The organism is Paractinoplanes pyxinae, assembly GCF_026626335.1.
In the GTDB taxonomy this organism is placed as follows: Bacteria; Actinomycetota; Actinomycetes; order Mycobacteriales; family Micromonosporaceae; genus Actinoplanes; species Actinoplanes pyxinae.
The window spans coordinates 261745-280120 of record NZ_JAPNTZ010000003.1; the positions used below are offsets into that span (position 1 = coordinate 261745).

16 protein-coding genes are annotated in these 18376 nt (G+C 71.7%); 8 read left to right on the forward strand and 8 right to left on the reverse strand.

All coding sequences use genetic code 11. The features are described 5' to 3' along the window. Genes OWR29_RS09230 through OWR29_RS09260 form a run of 7 tightly spaced genes read left to right on the forward strand, consistent with a single transcriptional unit; the run spans position 1 to position 7142 of the window. Positions 1-1089: a DegT/DnrJ/EryC1/StrS family aminotransferase gene (locus tag OWR29_RS09230; RefSeq protein ID WP_267562156.1), complete on the forward strand. Its 1089-nt coding sequence runs from the start codon at positions 1-3 to the stop codon at positions 1087-1089. Between the two features lie 6 nt (positions 1090-1095). Continuing rightward, positions 1096-2343, forward strand: a complete 1248-nt coding sequence (locus tag OWR29_RS09235; protein WP_267562157.1) for an MFS transporter — start codon at positions 1096-1098, stop codon at positions 2341-2343. Then, positions 2340-3359: a TolB-like translocation protein gene (locus tag OWR29_RS09240; protein WP_267562158.1), complete on the forward strand. Its 1020-nt coding sequence runs from the start codon at positions 2340-2342 to the stop codon at positions 3357-3359. The genes OWR29_RS09235 and OWR29_RS09240 overlap by 4 nt, the downstream gene beginning before the upstream one ends. Then, entirely contained in the window at positions 3356-4237 is an 882-nt protein-coding gene (locus OWR29_RS09245; RefSeq protein ID WP_267562159.1) for a DUF6492 family protein, read from the forward strand. The genes OWR29_RS09240 and OWR29_RS09245 overlap by 4 nt, the downstream gene beginning before the upstream one ends. Then, a complete protein-coding gene (locus OWR29_RS09250; protein WP_267562160.1) occupies positions 4230-5393 on the forward strand; it encodes a glycosyltransferase in 1164 nt (387 codons plus the stop codon). The genes OWR29_RS09245 and OWR29_RS09250 overlap by 8 nt, the downstream gene beginning before the upstream one ends. After that, on the forward strand, positions 5381-6628 hold the full coding sequence (locus tag OWR29_RS09255) for a glycosyltransferase family 4 protein (RefSeq protein WP_267562161.1): 1248 nt from the start codon (positions 5381-5383) through the stop codon (positions 6626-6628). Before OWR29_RS09250 ends, OWR29_RS09255 begins: the two co-directional genes overlap by 13 nt. A gap of 4 nt (positions 6629-6632) precedes the next feature. Next, on the forward strand, positions 6633-7142 hold the full coding sequence (locus OWR29_RS09260) for a GNAT family N-acetyltransferase (protein ID WP_267562162.1): 510 nt from the start codon (positions 6633-6635) through the stop codon (positions 7140-7142). Positions 7143-7155: 13 nt separating this feature from the next. On the opposite strand, the gene OWR29_RS09265 is transcribed toward OWR29_RS09260, so the two are convergent. From OWR29_RS09265 to OWR29_RS09280, 4 genes are all read right to left on the reverse strand, one after another. Further along, complete coding sequence (locus OWR29_RS09265; protein ID WP_267562163.1) at positions 7156-8367, reverse strand: hypothetical protein; 1212 nt, start codon at positions 8365-8367, stop codon at positions 7156-7158. Then, positions 8364-8873 (reverse strand): SigE family RNA polymerase sigma factor, encoded by a 510-nt coding sequence (locus tag OWR29_RS09270; protein ID WP_438872571.1) that lies wholly within the window; start codon positions 8871-8873, stop codon positions 8364-8366. Before OWR29_RS09270 ends, OWR29_RS09265 begins: the two co-directional genes overlap by 4 nt. An 86-nt stretch (positions 8874-8959) precedes the next feature. Beyond that, the gene (locus OWR29_RS09275) at positions 8960-9559 is read right to left on the reverse strand and encodes a dihydrofolate reductase family protein (RefSeq protein ID WP_267562165.1); all 600 of its coding nucleotides are present in this window, start codon (positions 9557-9559) and stop codon (positions 8960-8962) included. 54 nt (positions 9560-9613) lie between these two features. Next, a complete protein-coding gene (locus OWR29_RS09280) occupies positions 9614-10438 on the reverse strand; it encodes a hypothetical protein (protein ID WP_267562166.1) in 825 nt (274 codons plus the stop codon). Positions 10439-10505: 67 nt separating this feature from the next. On the opposite strand from OWR29_RS09280, the gene OWR29_RS09285 reads away from it, so the two are divergent. Continuing rightward, positions 10506-10784, forward strand: coding sequence for a hypothetical protein (locus tag OWR29_RS09285; RefSeq protein WP_267562167.1), 279 nt, complete (start codon positions 10506-10508; stop codon positions 10782-10784). Positions 10785-10799: 15 nt separating this feature from the next. Here OWR29_RS09285 and OWR29_RS09290 read toward each other — a convergent pair whose 3' ends face one another. From OWR29_RS09290 to OWR29_RS09305, 4 genes are all read right to left on the reverse strand, one after another. After that, a complete protein-coding gene (locus OWR29_RS09290; protein WP_267562168.1) occupies positions 10800-12236 on the reverse strand; it encodes a lipopolysaccharide biosynthesis protein in 1437 nt (478 codons plus the stop codon). A 3-nt stretch (positions 12237-12239) separates the two neighbouring features. Next, on the reverse strand, positions 12240-15962 hold the full coding sequence (locus tag OWR29_RS09295) for a DUF4082 domain-containing protein (protein WP_267562169.1): 3723 nt from the start codon (positions 15960-15962) through the stop codon (positions 12240-12242). 116 nt (positions 15963-16078) lie between these two features. Beyond that, positions 16079-17476, reverse strand: a complete 1398-nt coding sequence (locus tag OWR29_RS09300) for an O-antigen ligase family protein (protein WP_267562596.1) — start codon at positions 17474-17476, stop codon at positions 16079-16081. A gap of 12 nt (positions 17477-17488) precedes the next feature. After that, positions 17489-18313: a hypothetical protein gene (locus tag OWR29_RS09305; protein ID WP_267562170.1), complete on the reverse strand. Its 825-nt coding sequence runs from the start codon at positions 18311-18313 to the stop codon at positions 17489-17491. Positions 18314-18376: the final 63 nt, after the last annotated feature.

Sequence of the window (18376 nt, forward strand, 5' to 3'; positions counted from 1 at the left end):
ATGTCCCGCATCCCGCTCGTCGACCTCGCCGCCGCCCACGCGGAGGTGGCCGAGGAGGTCGAGGTCGGATTCAAGCGCGTCATCGCGGCCACCGCCTTCGTGGGCGGCGCCGAGGTGGCGGCGTTCGAGGAGGAGTACGCGGCGTTCAGCGGCCTGCCGCACTGCGTCGGCGTGGCCAACGGCACCGACGCGCTCGAGCTGGCCTTCCGCGCGGTCGGCGTGGGCGCCGGCAGCGAGGTGATCCTGCCGGCCAACACGTTCATCGCCACGGCGGAGGCGGTCGCCCGCACCGGCGCCCGGCCCGTGCTGGTCGACTGCGACCCCCGTACGTACCTGATCGACACCGAGGCCGCGCTGGCCGCGGTCACCCCGGCCACGAAGGCGATCGCGCCGGTCCACCTGTACGGCCAGATGGCCGACGTGGAGCGCCTGCGCGCGAGCGGCGTGGCGGTCGTCGAGGACGCGGCCCAGAGCCAGGGCGCCACCCGCAACGGGCGGACGGCGGGCACGGGCGGCATCGCGGCCACCAGCTTCTATCCCGGCAAGAACCTCGGCGCGTACGGCGACGCGGGCGCGGTGGTCACCGACAACGACGGGTGGGCCACGACCGTACGCACGCTGGGAAGTCACGGCGGTCTGAAGAAGTATCAGCACGACCTGATCGGCGTGAACAGCCGCCTGGACGGCCTGCAGGCGGTCGTGCTGCGGGCGAAGCTGGCCCGCCTGGCCGACGGCAACGCCCGCCGCCGGGCCGCCGCCGCCCGCTACGACGACCTGCTGGCGAGTGTGGACGTGGTGCGCCCGGCGACGGACGAGGGCAACGAGCACGTCTGGCACATCTACTGCGTACGGGTTCCGGACGGCCGCCGCGACGAGGTGCTGGCCAAGCTGAACGCGGCGGGCATCGGCGCCGGCATCCACTACCCGATCCCCGTGCACAAGACCGGCGCCTTCGCTCACCTGGGCGGCGTCTTCCCGAACGCCGAGGCGGCCGCGCCCGAGATCCTGTCGCTGCCCATCTATCCCCAGATCACCCCCGACCAGCAGGCCCGCGTGGCCGACGAGCTGGCCACCGCCCTGAAGGGCTGAACTGTCGTGTACGTCAGTCTGCGGGACCGTCCCGGCGCCGATCAGGCGCCGGGGACCGGCCGTGTCGCGCGGCGGGTGTCGTCGACGGTCCTGCTGCTCGGCGTGGTCAGCCTGCTGACCGACCTGTCGTCCGAGATGGTGGCGTCGGTGCTGCCGCTCTATCTGACGGCCGTGGTCGGGCTGAGCCCGGTCGCGTACGGCTTCCTCGACGGCATGTACCAGGGTGTGAGCGCCTTCGTGCGGATCGCCGGGGGCTACGCGGGCGATCGCGGCGGCCATCCCAAGTGGGTGGCGGTTCTGGGGTACGGGGCGTCGGCGCTCAGCAGGATCGCGATGCTGCCGGCCGCGGGGTTCGCCGCCATCACGGCGGTGATCACCGGGGATCGGCTGGGCAAGGGATTGCGTACGGCGCCCCGGGACGCCCTCATCGCCGAGGCGTCCGATCCGAGCATGCTGGGCCGGTCGTTCGGCGTGCACCGGATGCTCGACACGATCGGGGCCGCGCTCGGACCGCTGGTGGCGTTCGCGCTGCTGGCCAGCGTGCCGGGCAGCTATGACTCCATCTTCGTCGTGTCGTTCGCGTTCGCGCTGGCCGGCCTGGCCGTGCTCGTGCTGTTCGTGCCCGACCTGCGGACGGCGGCCGGGGCGGCCCGGATCGGCCTGCGCCGGGCGATGCGCGAGGTCGGCGGGCGCCGGTTGCGTAAGCCGCTGCTCGCGGCGGGCCTGCTCGGACTGCTGACGGTCGGGGACGGGTTCCTCTACCTGTCGCTGCAGGAGCGCGACGACTTCGCCGCCATCTACTTCCCTTTGCTGTACGTCGGAACCAACATCGCCTACCTGAGCCTGGCCGTGCCGCTGGGCCGGCTGTCCGACCGGGTCGGCCGGGGCAAGGTGCTGGTGGCCGGGCACGGCGCCCTGCTCGCCTGCTACCTGCTCGCGGCGCTGCCGGCCGGGGGCGCCGGGCTGACCGTCGTCGTCCTGCTGCTGCTCGGCGTGTTCTACGCGGCCACCGACGGGGTGCTGCCCGCCCTGATCAGCCGGCTCGTGCCGGGCGAGGCGCGGGGGAGCGGCATCGCGGCCGCGCAGACCGTGGTGGCGCTGGCCCGCTTCGCGTCCTCGGTGCTGTTCGGGTTGATGTGGGGCCTGCAAGGGCCAGCGCGTTCGCTGCTGCTGTTCGCGGCCGTGCTCGCGGCGGCGATCCCGGTTGCCGCCTGGCTTCTGCGGGGGATCAGCCGCGAGGAGGTCGCGGCATGACTCTCCGGCTGCGGGTCGCGCTGCTGGTCGCGGTCGTGCTCGTGGTGGCGCTCGGCGCCGGTGGGTACGTGTGGAACGTACGGCAAAGTCAGGCCCAGACCAGGGCCGCCGCACCCGCCGTCGCTCAGGGCGGCGACCTCGCGTCCCTGCGCGCGCAACCCCACCTGGTCTTCCGTAGCACCGCCCTGGGCAACGAGTACGGGCGGGTAGCGGTCGTGCCGCTCAGCGCGCCGACCGGCCCCCGGGCGTTCACCCCGGCCGCCTGCGAGCGCGTCTACGCCACGGCCCAGGACGCGATCTGCCTGTCGGCCGACCGGGGCATCGTCACCAAATACCGGGCCCAGCTGCTCGACACGGACTGGGCCGCGACGCGTGACCTGCCGCTGACCGGGCTGCCCAGCCGGGCCCGGCTCTCGCGGGACGGCTCGCTGGCCGCCACCACGACTTTCGTGTTCGGCGACTCCTACGCCAATCCCGGGCAGTTCTCCACTCGTACGGTGGTCACCCGCACCGACGGCGAAGTGGTCGGCGATATCGAGAAGTTCCGGCTGATCGTCGAGGGCAAGACGGTCACCGCGGCCGACAAGAACCTGTGGGGCGTCACGTTCTCCGACGACGACCGCTTCTACGCCACCGCCGCCACCGGCGGGAAGACCTGGCTGGTCGAGGGCAGCCTGAAAGACCGTACGGTGAAAGCCTTGCGACCCGACGTCGAGTGCCCGTCGCTGTCGCCCGACCGCACCCGCATCGCCTTCAAGAAGCACGGCGATCTGCCGCCCGGCAAGTGGCGCCTGGCCGTCCACGACCTGCGCACCGGCGCCGAGACCGTCTCGAGCGAGCAGCGCAGCGTCGACGACCAGGTCGAATGGCTCGACGACGCCACCCTCGTCTACGGCCTGCCCCGCACCGACACCAACGGCGCCGCCACCAGCGACATCTGGCGCGTCCCGGCCGACGGCAGCGGGCCCCCGCAGGTCCTCGTGCCGGACGCCTGGTCGCCGGCGGTCGTGCGATGACGAACGGAGAGACCGTGCCGCCCCTGGCCATCATCACCCCGAGCTACGCGCCCGATTTCGAGCTCTGCGCCGACCTGCACGCCTCGGTACGCGCCTTCCTGCCCGGCGTCGACCACCACATCATCGTGCCGCGGCGCGACCGCGCCCGCTTCCGTTCCCTGGCCGGCGATCGGACCCACGTGCACGACGTGGCCGAGTATCTGCCGCGGACGTTCCTGACGCTGCCCGCGGTGAACGGCTGGGTCAACGCCCGCCGCCCTTACCCGCCGATCCGGGGCTGGATCGCCCAGCAGATCGTCAAGCTGGCCGCGGCAGCCCGCCTCGAAACCGACGTGGCCCTGCTGATCGACTCGGACATCGAGGTGATCCGCCCGTTCGGCCCGGACGTCTATCGCCGCGACGGGGTGACCCGGTTCTTCCGCAAGCCGGGCGCGGTCCACGACAAGATGCCCCGCCACCTCATCTGGCACGAGGTCGCCCGCCGGATGCTCGGTCTGCCACCGGGAAAGCCGCCCTACACCGACTACATCTGCGCCCCCGCGTCGTGGGACCCGGCAATCGTCCGCGGATTGCTGGCCCGGGTCGAGGAGGTGGCGGGCCGCCCCTGGCCGACCGTGATCGGGGCCGAACTGCACTTCTCCGAACTGATTCTGTACGGCGTCTACGTCGACGAGGTGCTCGGCGCCCCGGCCACCGGCTTCACGACCGACGACATGCTGTGCCCCCAGTACTTCGACGAGGTGCCGCTCGACGAGGCCGGTCTGCGGTCGTTCCTCGGGAAGGTCCGCCCCGAGGACATCGCCGTGATGATCTCCGCCAAGTCGGGCACCCCACGCCACCTGCGGCGGGCCGCCGTGGCCGGGATCAGCCATGCCTGAGCCCGGCGCCCCGCTGATCGTGCTCGGGGCCGGCACGCCGTGGGACGGTGTGCCCGGCACCGACCGCCGGATGGCCGCCGAACTGCTGCGCCACGCCCGGGTGCTGTGGGTCGATCCCGCCTTCTCGGTGGTCACCCGGCACGGCCTGCGGCAGGGCACGGCCCGGCGGTTCGGGCCCAGCCTCGACGAACCGGAACCCGGGCTGATCCGGCTCCGGCCGGTGGCCCCGCCCCTGCACACCCGCCGCCGCGTGCGCCCGGCCACCCGGGCGGTCCTGCGGGCCCAGATCGACCACGCGCTGCGGCGGCTGGGGGAGCGCCCGTACGCGGTGATCGACAGCCGGATGGGCCGGATGCTCAGCGGCTGGGAGCCGGGCGTGCGCCGGATCCTGTACGGCACCGACGATTTCGTGGGCGGCGCCGAGCTCATGGGCGGCGACCCCGACGAGGTGCGCCGCGACGAGCGGGCCTCGCTCGACGACGCCGACCTCGTGCTGGCCGTCTCGCCCACGCTGGCCGACCGCTGGCGGGGGCTCGGGGCTCGCGACGTCCGCTTGCTGCCCAACGGCGTCTCCCCGCTGCCCGTGGCCGCGCCTCGCGAGAGCACGCTGCCGCGCCCGGTGGCCGGGGTGGTCGGCCAGCTCTCCGAGCGCATCGACATCACGTTTCTGGAAGCCCTGGCCGACGCGGACATCTCGCTGCTGCTGGTCGGCCCCCGCGACCCGAGGTGGGCGCCCGGCCGATTCGAGGAACTGGTCGCCCGCCCGCATGTGCGCTGGACCGACCGGCAGCCGTACGAGTCGCTGCCCGGGTGGTTCGCGCAGATGGATGTGGGTGTCACCCCGTACGCGAGATCGGCCTTCAACCGGGCCTCGTTCCCGTTGAAAACACTGGAGTATCTGGCCGCCGGGCTGCCCGCGGTCAGCACCGACCTGCCTGCCACCCGCTGGCTCGACACCGACCTGATCACCATCGCGGACGGCCCGGCTGCGTTCGTCGACGCCGTCCGCCGGGCGGCCGTTCCGCGTCCGGAGCTCGTGGCCGCCCGCCGTGCGTTTGCGGCCGGCCACTCCTGGCAGGCGCGCGGCGAAGTGCTGGCCGCCGCCCTCGGACTCGTCCCGTCCCGCACCGAGGAGACCCCCACATGGCAGAGCTGAACGTCCTGGTCTATCCGCACGCCATGGAGGTCGGCGGGAGCCAGCTCAACGCCATCGAGCTGGCCGCCGCCGTGCGCGACCTCGGCCACCGGGTCGCCGTCATCGGCGAGGACGGGCCGCTGCTCGACCGCATCCACGGGCTCGGCCTGGAACACCTGCCGCTGCCGTCGAAGCGCCGCCGCCCGTCGCCGTCGGTCGCGAGCCATCTGCGGTCGCTGGTGCGCGAGCGCGGCCTGACCGTCGTGCACGGCTACGAATGGCCACCCGCTTTGGAAGCGGCGGCCGCGGCGTACGGGAATCCCGGCACCGCCGCCGTCTGCACGGTCATGTCGATGGCGGTGGCGCCGTTCCTGCCCGCCACCATGCCGCTCGTGGTCGGCACGGCGGCCCTGCAGAAGCACTCGGCGGCCCGTCGGCCCGGTCCCGTGCATCTCATCGAGCCGCCGGTCGACGTACGGGAAAACGCTCCTGACTTTCCGGCCGGCGACTTCCGGGCCGAGCACGGACTGGACGGGTCGCTGCTGCTCGGTGTCGTCTGCCGCCTGGTGCCGGAGTTGAAACTCGAGGGCCTACTGACCGCCATCGACGTCGTGGGGCGGCTCGGCGCCGAGCATCCGCTGCAGCTGGTGGTGGTCGGCGACGGCCCGGCCCGCGACCAGGTGGCCGAGCACGCCCGCAAGGCCAACGCGGAGGCCGGGCGCACCGCCGTCGTGCTCACCGGGCAGCTGATGGACCCCCGTCCCGCGTACGCGGCGGCCGACATCATGCTCGGCATGGGCGGTTCGGCGCTGCGGGCCCTCGCCTTCGGCAAACCGCTGGTGGTGCAGGGGGAGCGCGGCTTCTGGGAACTGCTCACCCGCGAGAGCTGCCCGCTCTTCCTCGAACAGGGGTGGTACGGCATCGGCGACGGCACCGGCGGTCCCGACCGCCTGGCCGCGATCCTGCGGCAGGTGATCGGCGACGCGGCCTTGCGGGAACGGCTCGGCCGCTACGGTCGCGAACTGGCGGTCGAGCGCTTCAGTCTGCAGCGCGCCGCCCGGGTGCAGGAGGACATTTACCGTACGGCGGTGGTGTCGGCCGCCGACGGCGGTCAGACCCGGGCCGGCCTGCGCTCGGCGGCCGGTCTGATCAGCTACAAGGTGCGGCGCCGTTACGAGGGCATGCGGGGCACGGCCGCCCGGGACGACTTCAACGCGGCCACGCTGGCGTCCTCGTCGATGCGGGGCCAAGCTTGAGGTCGTGAGCTTCGAGTTCCGGGTCGACGACGCGGCCACCGGCGCCTCGCTGTGGCCGGTCTACCAATCAGTGTTCGACGACCAGCGCGACTTCGACACCTGGCGCGACGAAGTCTGGGACAGGCATCGGGTCCGGGACGGCTTCCGCCTGGCCCGCGCCCATGACGAGGGCCGGCTCGTCGGGTTCGCCTACGGCTACACGGGCCGTGACGGTCAATGGTGGACGGACAACGCCCGCCGGGTGCTGCCGCCCGGCGTCGGCCAGGCCTGGCTGGGCGGTCATTTCGAGCTCGTCAGCCTGGGAGTCGTGGCCGGCGCCCGCGGGCGGGGCGTGGGCCGGGCGCTGCTGCGAGCCGTGGCCGACGGTCTCGCCCACGACCGGCTGCTGCTGATGACCACCGCCGACGACACCGACCCGGCCCGTCGCCTGTACGCCTCGGAAGGCTGGCATGTGCTCGGGCCGGGCATCGGCGACGACACCGTCATCATGGGCAAGCGGCCGGGTGGTGCGTGAACTCGCCTCCCGGTCAGTCGCGGAACTCGATGGTCAGCGGCGCTCGGTTGTTGGCCTCGTTGGGGTCGTTGAAGCCATCGAGCGGAAGGATGTTCGTGTCCGGCACGTAGGTAAGGGTGTACCGCCGCGGCGAGTCGACCTTCAGCGTCACGGTGCGGGTCGCGCCGCCGGTGATTTTGGTCGCGGTGCAGAGGATGTCCACCATCCCGCCGCCGGCCTGCGACCGGTCCAAGGCGCAGCCGGGTGGCGCGTCGACCAGCTTCATGCCGTCCGAGACGACGGTTTGCGTCTTGTACGGGATGGCCGAGGTGCCGGTGTTGCGCACCGTCAACGTCATCGAGCCCACGTAGTGCCCGTTCCCCTGCCGGGTCAGCACGAGATCGGTGCTGGTCAGCTCGAGGTCGGTGGCGTACTTGTTGGTCGTGGGCGGCGTCGTTCCCTGCTGGACGAAGGCCGACCCGTTCCAGGTGAAGGTCAGCCACTGCCGGGTGACGTAGCGCGGCTTGCCCTGATCGGCGTCGGCGCACCGCCACGGCACCGGGAAGTCGGCCGTCTCGACCTGGACCGCGCCGCCGGTGCCGGCGCGCACCCCGCAGATGGCCACCACGGCGCCGCCCTGCTGCAGGACGGGCCCGATCGTCCGGACCCCGCCGCCGGGCGCGGCACCGAACGCCACGACCTGGGACCCGATGTCGTTGCCGTTCATGCAGAAGACGCGGGCGAGGGTTTCCGCCTGACCATCCTGGTCGATGTCGGCGTGCACGACCCCGGCGATCCAGAGGTTGGCGTCGTTGACCACGGTGTCGCCGGCCCGGAACGGCACCGGGCCGGTCGGGCATCGCGCGTCGTTCATCTCGGCCGGCCACGCGGGCAGGTCGAGCGTGGCCGAGTAGAGGCCGGCCTCGCTGAGGCCCCCGGCCGGCGCGGTCGTCGACGGATTCACGTTCTGCCCGGGCCCGACGAAGTAGTGCGCGGACGCGGAAACCTGCGGAGCCGACGGCGGCGAGCCGGTCGGCGGTCCTTGGGGGTCGCCCGGCAGCACGGCCGCGACCGTCAACGGCACCGCGACGACCAGGGTGGCCAACGCTCCGAGGGTGAGGCCGCGCCGGCGCTTGCGGGTGCGGACGACCTCGTGGGTACGCTCGGCGCCGACCGGCTTCACCATGGTGGCCGCCTGGCTGCGGAACTCGTCGAACGCGGCGGTCAGCGGATCGTGATCGGTCATTTCTCCTCCTCGGCGAGGCGGGCGGCCAGCGCCGTGCGGCCCCGGTGCAGCCACGCCTTGACCGTTCCCTCGGGCACGCCGACCTGGTCCGCGATGTCCCGCACCGACTGATCGGCCAGGTAGTGCAGGACCACCACCCGGCGGTGCTGAGCCGGCAGCGTGGCCAGCGCGGCGGTCAGAGCCACCCGGTCCGGCCCGGGGGCGGGCACGTGCTCCATGCGGTGCTTGCGCACGAAGAGCGCGGCGGTGCGGGCGCGGCGCCACTGGCTGGTCGCCAGGTTCCACGCCACCCGGCGCACCCAGGCCAGCGGGTCGTCCATCCGGGACGTGCGCTTCCACTGGGCCAGGGCGCGGCAGAACGCCTCCTGCACCACGTCCTGCGCGGTGGGCAGGTCGCCGGTGTACGCGTACAGCTGGATCGTCAGCGACGAGAAGTGGGCGGCGTAGAAGGTGTCGAAGTCCGGATCGGGCGGCCGGTCGGGATCGACCTCGCGTGAATGGCGCAAATCGACCACGGTGCCCTCTCTCCCCCCGGCGCCCGGCGTCCCGGGCGTTCAGGGGTTACACGTTCGACGGCGGCGTCCGGTTACAGCTACTTCTTCACCGCGTACCGCGCGTGGGTGGCCAGCGGTGAGCTGTAGACCTTGACCACCTCGAGGTCCACGTCCCGGTCGAACCCCTCGAACAGCCGCTTGCCGGCCCCGAGGATCACCGGCGCGGTCGAGATGACCAGCTCATCGACCTTCCCCGCCCGCAACGCCTGCCGGATGACGTCGGCGCCGCCGCCGACCGAGACATCGCCACCGCCGGCCGCCTCGACCGCCTGGCTCAGCGCCGTGTCCAGGTCCGCCACGAACCGGAACCCGGCCTCGGCCGGCGGCTGATCCGCGACCCGGTGGGTGAGGACGAACAGCGGCCCCGGGAACGGGTTGGTCCCGCCCCACGCGCCGGCCGCGTCGTACATGCCGCGGCCGACGACGCCGGCCCCGATCGTCGCGACCATCTCGTCGTAGAACTGCTTGTCCGGGCCGTGCATGGCGAATTCATGGCCACTCTCGTACGTCCATGGGCCACCCATCACCCAGTAGTGCAGCCGTTCACCGCCCCGGCCCAGCCCGTACTGCGGCCCGTCGTCGGGCCCGGTGACATACCCGTCGACCGACGTGGAGATGGATGCGACGACCTTGCCCATGGTTCTTCTCCTCTGTCCGGTGTCACCAGAACAGACCGGGCATGAGGCCCGAACTCATCGCTGCTGCTGGTCCGGCTGTTCGTCGCGGAACGACAACCCGGCCGCGTCCAGCGCGGAGCGCAGGTGGCTGAGCGCGTACGGGCCGACGCCGTGCAACGCCTGCACCTCGGCCGCGCTGAGGTCGGCCACCTGCTCGAGCCGGACCACCCCGCGCGCGGTGAGCGCCCGGGTCGCGGGCGCCCCGAGGTGCGGCAGCGGGGTGCCGGGTTCGGGCGCCACCCGGCTGCCGGCCGACCGGGGATGACCCTCGTGGTCCAGCACGGCGGCGCCTCGTGCCGAGAGCCGATACCCGATGTCCAGCGACTCGGTCAGGCCGCGCTCCTTCAGCTTGCGCACGTTCAGCTTGAACGAGGCGGTGTCGCGGCCCACGCGTCCGGCCAGCTCGGGCGCCCGGACTGCCGGCAGTTCGTCGATCAGCATCAGCGTCGCCCGCGTCCACGCCCCGGTCGGCGAGGCGCGATCGAGCCGGTCGAGCCACGCCCCGATCGCCTCGATCTCCGCGGTGTCGGGCACCGTCTCGCGCAGCGCCTGCCGCGGGTCGGCCCCGGCGTACCGCAGCCCGATCCGATACACCGGCCGCTCGGCGTGCACCTTGTCCAGCCCCTGCCGCAGCGCCGCCAGCGAGGCCGCCCCGGCCCGGCGCGCGTCGGCCGCGGTCAGCCTGCTGACCGGCACCCGCTCGACGGACGTGATCTCGACCAGCCCGACCGAAGTCCGCATCCGGGTGCCCACCTTGACCCGGGGCTGCTCCCACCGCCGGAACGCCACATCGACCTCACCGGCCCGGATGGCCGCCAGTTCGGCCGGACGCATCTGCATGCCCCCAGTTCACCACACCACGATCCACCGGGCGGCCCGGCGACTCCCCAGGCGCTACGGTGTCCCGGTGGACGGTAGCTGGGAAGAGCGGATGGCTGCTCGATCGTCCGCGCGGGCGGCCGAACGCATCGCACGCCGCCGCCGGCCACTGTTGCCGGACCGTCCCGGGCATGTCGGTCACCATCTGCACCGCACGCCGGCCGGCACCGCATGCTCCTGCGGCGACGGATTCCAGGAGGCCTGCTTCGTCGAGGCCGACGAGGACACCGCCTGGTGGGCGGCGCAGCGGTGCATCGTCTGCGGTCAACCGGAAGCAACTCTCGACGGAGCCCATTCCGACGCCTGACGAGACCGCGGGAAGTCAGGACGCCCGCAGACTCCTCAGCGTGGTGCGGAGGCGGTAAACGAGGGCGCTGACCGCAGCGAGGGCGGCTGCCCCGGCGACCAGCAGGGCCAGCAGGTCGACCGAGATGGTGGCGGCCGCGGCCCAGGCGATGGCACCCACTGCGGCGGTGGCGGCCAGAGGTAGCAACAGTTGGCGGGCGAAAGCGGTGGGCGGTATCTCCACGCGTTTGAGCTCGCGCAGGTAGAGCGGCAGAACCACGGCCAGGGCGACGGCGAACTGGGCGGCCGCTGCGCCCGGCGTGCCGGCCAGGTGGGCGCCGGCCACTACGGCGGGCACCAGCACGGCCAGCCAGATCACCTGGACGGTGAAGACGACGCGGGTGTTGGCCAGCACGACGAAGTAGTCGTAGACCAGCTCGAACAGGATGCGCAGCATGGCCAGCAGGCCCAGCCACGGCAGCACCGCGGCGGCGTCGCGCCAGGCCTCGCCGTACACGAAATGGATCAGCGGGTCGGCCGAGGCGGCCAGCAGCACGCACACCGGCAGCGTGACCGCGGCCAGCAGGCCCGTGGTGGACAGGAACGTGCGGCGCATGGCCGGCGGGTCGTGCTGCAGGCGGGCCAGGGCGGCCGGGGCCACCGCGCGGACCGGCTGCGAGAACACCGAGATGGGCCAGTTGGACAGGTTGCTGGCCAGCACGTAGAGGCCGAGCGGCACCGGGCCGAGCACGATGCCGACGATGAGCCGGTCGACGTTGCCGACCGCGAACACCACGATGCTCGACCCGGCCAGCGGCAGCCCGAACTTGAGCAGGGCGGCCGCCTTCGCCCGGTCGAAGCCGAGCCGGACCGCGCGCGGCTCGAACGCGATGAACAGCATGGCCCCGATGACCGCCCCGGTGATGTGGCCGATCGCCAGGCTCATCGCGCCCTGTCCGGCCAGCGCGCAGCCGATCGAGGTGAGCGCGCCGGCCCACGTCGAGACCTGGTCGGCGATCATCTTGCGGCCCTGCTTGAACTCGCGTTGCAGCATGGCGACCGGAGTCGCCACCAGGCCGCTGACCACCACGGCCAGGGTCAGCAGTCGCACCACCGGCACCGCCTCGGGGTCGCCCATCGCGTTCGCGAAGGCGGGCGCCCCGAGGTAGCAGCCCAGATAGATCAGCGTGCTGGCCCCGAGCGACAGGGTCGCCACGGTGGGCGCGATCTCGCGCGGGTCACCCGGCCACCGCACGATGGCCAAGCTGACGCCGAGCTCGTTGAAGCTGAGCACGGCGATCAGCGCGACCATCGCCACGGCGTAGGTACCGAATTCCTCCGGCCCGAGGATGCGGGCCAGGGCGATGCCGATGGCCAGCGTGCTCAGCCGGCCGATCGCCGTGCTGGCGAAGCTGAAGCCGAGGGCCCGGCCGGCCCGGGCCATCAACGGCCGGTCGTCCACCGAGGAAGTCATGGATCAGGAGCCTCCCGCTCCGGCCGGCTGGAAGTAGACGTCCACCCAGAAGTTGTGGTTGGCCGTGCCGTTCGGGAAGTCCCGGGCGCCGTACCGGTAGAGGCTCCCGCCGGCCGGGATGTGCAGCGGCGGATTGTCGGCGCCGTCGTGGTAGAAGGCGTTGATGTCGGCTGCGTAGTTGCCGGCCGTCGTGTGGTACGACGCGATGTAGGTCGTGCCCGCCGTCACGTCGACCGGCGTGGCGAACCGGACGCTCTGCCATCCCGAGGCGGTCTCGCCCGGGAACACGGCCGAGGCCATCTCTTGCCCGGTGGCCGACCACAGCGTGCCCGTGTGGGTGCCGGTGTTACTCGCGCCCTTGTAGAACCGCAGCCCGGTGATCTTTCCGTCGACGTCGGCCGTGAACCGCGCCCCGACCTCGATCTCGGCCGGGTCGTTCCAGGCCGCGTTGGCCGGTGTGGCTCCGGCGGCGAAGATGGTCACCCCCGTGGGAGGCACGACAGGACCGGTCGGTGTCGGTGTCGGAGTCGGCGTGGGTGTCGGGGTGGGCGTCGGCGTGGGGCCGGCGCCGGGGCGGAACAACGGATCCACCCAGTAGTTCGTGTTGTGGTACGAGCTCTCCGGGAAGCCCGCGCTGCCGTACCGGAAGACGCCGTTGCCGCCGCCCGGTGCGCTCAGGCTGCCGGCGCTGCTGGTCCAGGCCGAGTCGAAGAAGTTCTCGTCGTACGCGTAATTCCCGTTCGGGGCGAAGTACGACAGCACGTACGTCGTCCCCGCGGCCACCGCGACCGGCGAGTCGAAGACGGCGGTCTGCCAGCCCGATCCGCTGCCCGGCGGGAACGTCACCTGGGCCATCGGCGTCTGGTCGGCCTTCCACAGGGTGCCCGTGTGCGTGCCGGTGTTGCCCGGTCCCTGATAGAACCGCAGTCCCACGATCTCGCCGGCCACGGCGGGGGTGAACCGCACGCCGAGCTCGAGCGGGCTGGTGTCGCCGAAGGCCGCCGGGTGGGCGGGCACGGCGTCGGTCGCGAACAACTTGTGCACGCTCGGGTCGAGCTCGGTCTGGAAGGACCAGATCTTCGGCTCCTCGGCCGGGTGCCCGCCCGTGTCGGTGGCGGTCACCGAGGCCGTGTACGCCTGGGCGGCGTTCAGCGGCGCGGCCGGGGTGAACGTGGCCGTGCGGGTCGCGGCAGCGTACGTGGTCGTGCCGGCCACGGTCGCGCCTCCGGCGTCCTTGAGTGTGAAGGCGATCGACGACGGCGTCAGCGCCTTGGAGAAGACCGCCTTGAGCGCGGTCGACACCGGGACACCGTTGGCGTTGGCCAGCGGCGTGGTGGCCACCACGACCGGCGGGGCGTCGGCGCTGGGCACGAAGCGGACGTCGACGTAGTAGTTGGTGTCGTCCCACGTACGGTCGGGGAAGACCGAGCCGTACCCGAAGACGCCGTTCGGCTCGACCTGGGTCGAGCGCCGGGCGGTCAGCGGGCCGGCGTCGTGGTCGGCGGCGCTGAAGAACCGGCCGTCGGCCGCGTAGTGCCCGTTGGGGGCGTGGTACGAGGCCACGTATTTGGTGCCGGCGTAGACGTTGACCGGCTGGCTGAAGACCAGGGTCTGCCACCCGGTGGCGGTCTCGTCGACGAACGTGCCCGACTCGATCTCGGAGCCGCCCGCGCTCCACAGCGTGCCGGTGTGCGGGCCCGTGTTGCCGGCGCCCTTGTAGAAGCGGATCCCGGTGACGAAGCCGTCGACCTTGGGCTCGAAACGGACGCCGAGCTCGGTGCTGCCGCTGTCGTCGGCCGCCTCGGTCTCCGGCGCCCGGGTGCCGAACAGGGTGTTGGGCCCGGTGAGGGTGAACTGCCGGGTGGACGCGACGCCGGCGTTGACGCTGTCGTCGATCGCGCGCACTTGGACGACCTGGGAGCCGACGCCCTGCGTGAAGAACGAGTACGACCACGACGCGGTGCCGGTGGCCGGGTGCCACTTGGCCCCGCCGTCGGTCGAGACCTCCACCCCGGCCACCCGGCCGTCGGTGTCGGTCGCGGTGCCGGTCAGCGTGACCTTGGCGCCGTTGGCGACCGTGCTGGCCGGGGCCGACGGCGAGGTGATGGCGACAACCGGGGCGGTGGTGTCGGTCGAGGCCGACGCCGGGTCGAGCTCGTCCATCCGGTCGCCCGGCTGCACGCCCATGTCGGCCAGCAGGTTGATCGTGGCCTGCTGCATGCGCTCGTCGACCGGCTCGACCGGGCCGTCGTGGTAGGTGTCGAGTCCCCACGCCCATTGGATCGAGCCCGCCGAGAACACCAGCGCGCCGCTGGCCGCCCGGTACATCGTCATGTGGTGGGTGGTGGTGCCCGCCTTCACCGCCTTGCCGAAGTCCTGCAGGTACTCGTCGACCGGCCCGGTGGTGGTGGACAGCCGGATCAGCCCGGCCGGCCGGAAGCCGTTGTCCAGGTCCTCATCCGACTCGTAACCGACAGTGTGCTCGGCCAGCGTGGTCGTCTGGGTGGTGGACAGGCCGGCCCCGCGCCAGAACCGATATCGGCCCTGATCGGCCGGAACCTTCATCGCCATGTCGACCGAGTTCGCCATGTAGGCCGTACCGGTCAGGGCGTTCTCGGGCCGCCCGCCGCCGTTGGTCGGCGTCATGAACCGCGGGTCGCGCCAGGTGCCGGTCCACTCGGCCGGCACGTCCTCGATGCGGTCGTCGGCCCACGTCTCTTTGAAGCAGACCAGCGTGCGGTAGGCGGTGTTGCTGCCGTCCTTGCTGGCCTCCATGCGCGTACGCCAGTAGACCTCGTTGCCGCTGAAGAAGGCCAGATTCACGCCGGCGTCGCGGGCCGCCTCGACGTTGGCCCGCGCGTTGCCCGACCAGTACTCGTCGTGGCCGACCGACAGGAACACCTGATGGTTCTTGATGAGCGCGCCGCGCCGGTCGGAGTCGACGTTGGTGGTGTAGCTGACGTCGTAGCCGTTGCGCTCGAGGAAGCGCAGCATCGGGTACTCGTTGCTGAACAGGAAGTCGCGCCCGGCCATCAGACCGCGGGTGTTGAACGGCCGGTTGTAGCTCACCTTGTAGGCCCGCCCGTTCTCACCGCCTTCGTAGAAATCCGAGCCGCCGTACGTGTTGTAGGCGTGCCAGGTCGCGTCGGAGGTCTGGAAAAGCAGGTCGGAGGTGGAGGCGTCGTTGCGCACGATGAACGGGATGTGGCTGGATCCGCCGCCGGTGCGGTTGAGCTTGGCGATGTAGACGCCCGAGACCGCGGTGGCCGGGACGTTCCAGAAGGCCGAGATGGCCCAGTTGCCGCAATCGTAGAGCTCGACGGCGGTCTGCCGGATGCAGTCCGCCGGCTGGGTCTGAGGCAGCGTGACCGAGGAGGGGACGTCGGTGATGAACCGGGCGCCGTCGCCGTCGTAGTAGCCGAGGCGGTAGACCTTTATCCCGTACGTGGATCCGGGCGCCTTGATCTTGAAGTTGATCCGCTGGCCCGCGTTGACGCTGATGTCGGTCGCGAAGCCCTGGATGTCCTCGTCACCGGCGCCGGAGATGTCCCACTCCTCGTTCGGGGCGCCGTCCTTGCTGTTCTCACAGATGATCGGGTTGACCACCGGGTTGCACGGATCGGCGGCCGCCGACCGCCCCGGCAGAGCCACCAGACCCAGGCTGGTGGCCAGTAGTGCGGTCGCTGCGGCTCCCACCAGCCGCTTGACCCGAACGTTCATCTCCATCGCCTTTCCACAGTTCAGCCACTGTGGACGCTATTGACGGCCGGGTCCGCTCACGCTCGGCCTCTCGGGCGGTTGTTTCGCCGAAAGCGGGTCTCTGTCGCCGAAGGGGCGGAACCCTACGACCGGACGGTGGATCGCGTTCCGTCTTCCTGCCCGAGGCGGCGGGGCGCCGAGGTCCGCACGGTGCGCTGCGGGTGGGTGAAACGCCAGACGGCGGCGCATCCGCCGACCATCAGCCAGAAGATCGTGGCGTACGTGGTGAAGCTGAAGGAGTCGAAGGTGAAGGCCACCGCGACGCCGATCAGCTGGGTGGACGCGAGCGCCGCGCACAGGTGCTTGTCGACCTCGCGGGTGGCCCGCCGCACCGCCATGACGGCCAGCGTGAAGGCCACGATGTGCACCAGCGCCAGCACGGCCACACCGACCACGCCGGTGGTGAGGGCCTGGGCGAACCACTGATTGTCGAGATACTGATACTGCGGCGAGACCCAGGTGCCGGTGCCCCGGCCGAACCAGGGCCGCTGCACGAAGTAGCTGTAGATCATGTCGTAGCGGTCGGTCCGCGACGTGACGCTCGGGTCCTCACTGGCCCCGGTGAACAGGCCCCACACCGTCTCGATGAGCCCGGGTTTGACCACTGTCATGCCGGCCAGCAGCGTGGTGGCCAGGATGAGCATGTTGTAGCGCATCCGCCACGTCCACACCGGCACCATCACCAGCAGGGCCAGCCCCGCCGCCAGGAACCCGGTGCGCGACACCGTGGCCGGGATGCCGGCCGCGACGAACAGGGCCAGCACGAAGAAGATCTGCCGGGCCCGGCGGGTCGCCGCGAACCGGGTGAAGTGGATGGCGAACGGCAGCGCGGTCGCCATCACGGCGCTGAACTCGATGTAGTGCATGGTCGTGCTGGCCACCCGGATGCCCGAGCCGCGGATCTCGAAGCCGGGCACGAAGCCCAGCGGTTCCAGGCCGGGCACCATCAGATAGACCGTGACGTCGGTCCAGAGCACGAACTGCAGCAGGCCGACCAGCCCCATGAACGCCGCGCAGACGACGAACACCTTCAGCACGAGTTCGAGGCGCGACCAGTTGGGCATGCCGTCGGCCACGATCAGCGCCACCCCGATGAAGGCGGCGGTGTACAGCAGCGTCCGGTCGGCGTTGTTGGCCTCCATGGTGGTCAGGCCGCGCAGGTAGCCCACCGCGTACGAGCCCAGCGTGGACAGCACATAGAGCAGCACCACCCAGCGCAGCGGCTGCGGGCCGATCATGGCCAGCCGGGGACTGAACCGGGCCAGCACCCACCAGCAGAACAGCAGGACGGCGACGATCAGGCCGGGCCGGCCCAGGGCGGTCATGTTCGGCACGATCAGCTTGGCCGGGATGAGCATGAGCAGGCACAGCATCAGGCCGAGCAGGACCGCCGCGTCGATGTAGGTGAACCGGCGGCGCGAGGCGTAGGTTCCCCGGGCCAGCCGGGACGGCTCGAGGTCGTCCGGGTGCAGCAGCGACACCGTCAAAAGGGGTTACCTCTTGTCGTCCGGGGTGCGGCTGGTCGGCCGCAGTCGCACCGTGCGGTCCTCGCCGATCACGATCGCCTGCGTCTCCTCGGCCGAGGTGGAGCGGGGCCGGGGAACGTCCGGTTGCTGCCGGTTGACGACGGCGTGCCCGTTCAGCGGCGGGACGACCGGGTCGGCGACGGGCGTCTCGGCCACCGCCGGCGCCTCGGGGGGAGTGGCCGGCTTCCGGCGGCGCATCAGCGCGTCGAAGGCGATGGTGAGGGCCACCGTGAGCAGCAGCCCGATGCCGCCGATGGCGACCAGGGCCCGCTTGACCTTCGAGGTCGACTCGGTCACGTTGTCGCCCAGGTCGAGCTGGCGGATGGTGACCAGCTGGTTTTTGGGCGCGCCGTACTCGTTCTGCAGGGCGCGGACGCTGGACTCGAACCGCTTGATCAGCTCTTTGGTGGTGGTCGAGGCCTGCTGCTCGGTGTGCCCGATCACCTCGAAGGTGACGATGGGCAGCGACTGGTCGAGCTCGAGGGTGAAGTCGTCGGAGTAGCCGGCCTTGTCCAGCACCTCGACGACCTTCTGGTCCTGGACGGTGAGCATCGCGGCCTTGCCGAGCGAGCTGACGCCCAGGTCGAGCCAGGGGTTCTTGGGCTGCGGCGCCTTGCTCTCGGTCAGGGCGGGCGTCACCGCGGGCGGAACGAGCTGCACGTAGCTCGTGGCCACGTAGTCAGGCTCGATGCGCTTGGCGGCCATCAGCGTGCCCGCGACGGTGAGCAGCAGCAGGGGCCCGGAGATGTACCAACGCCGGAACAACAGCTTGGTGAGGTCCCAGAAGTCCACTACCGTCCTCTCGCCACGGCCACGCGGAGAGGGCGGACTGCCCACAGTGTTCCCCCGTGACCC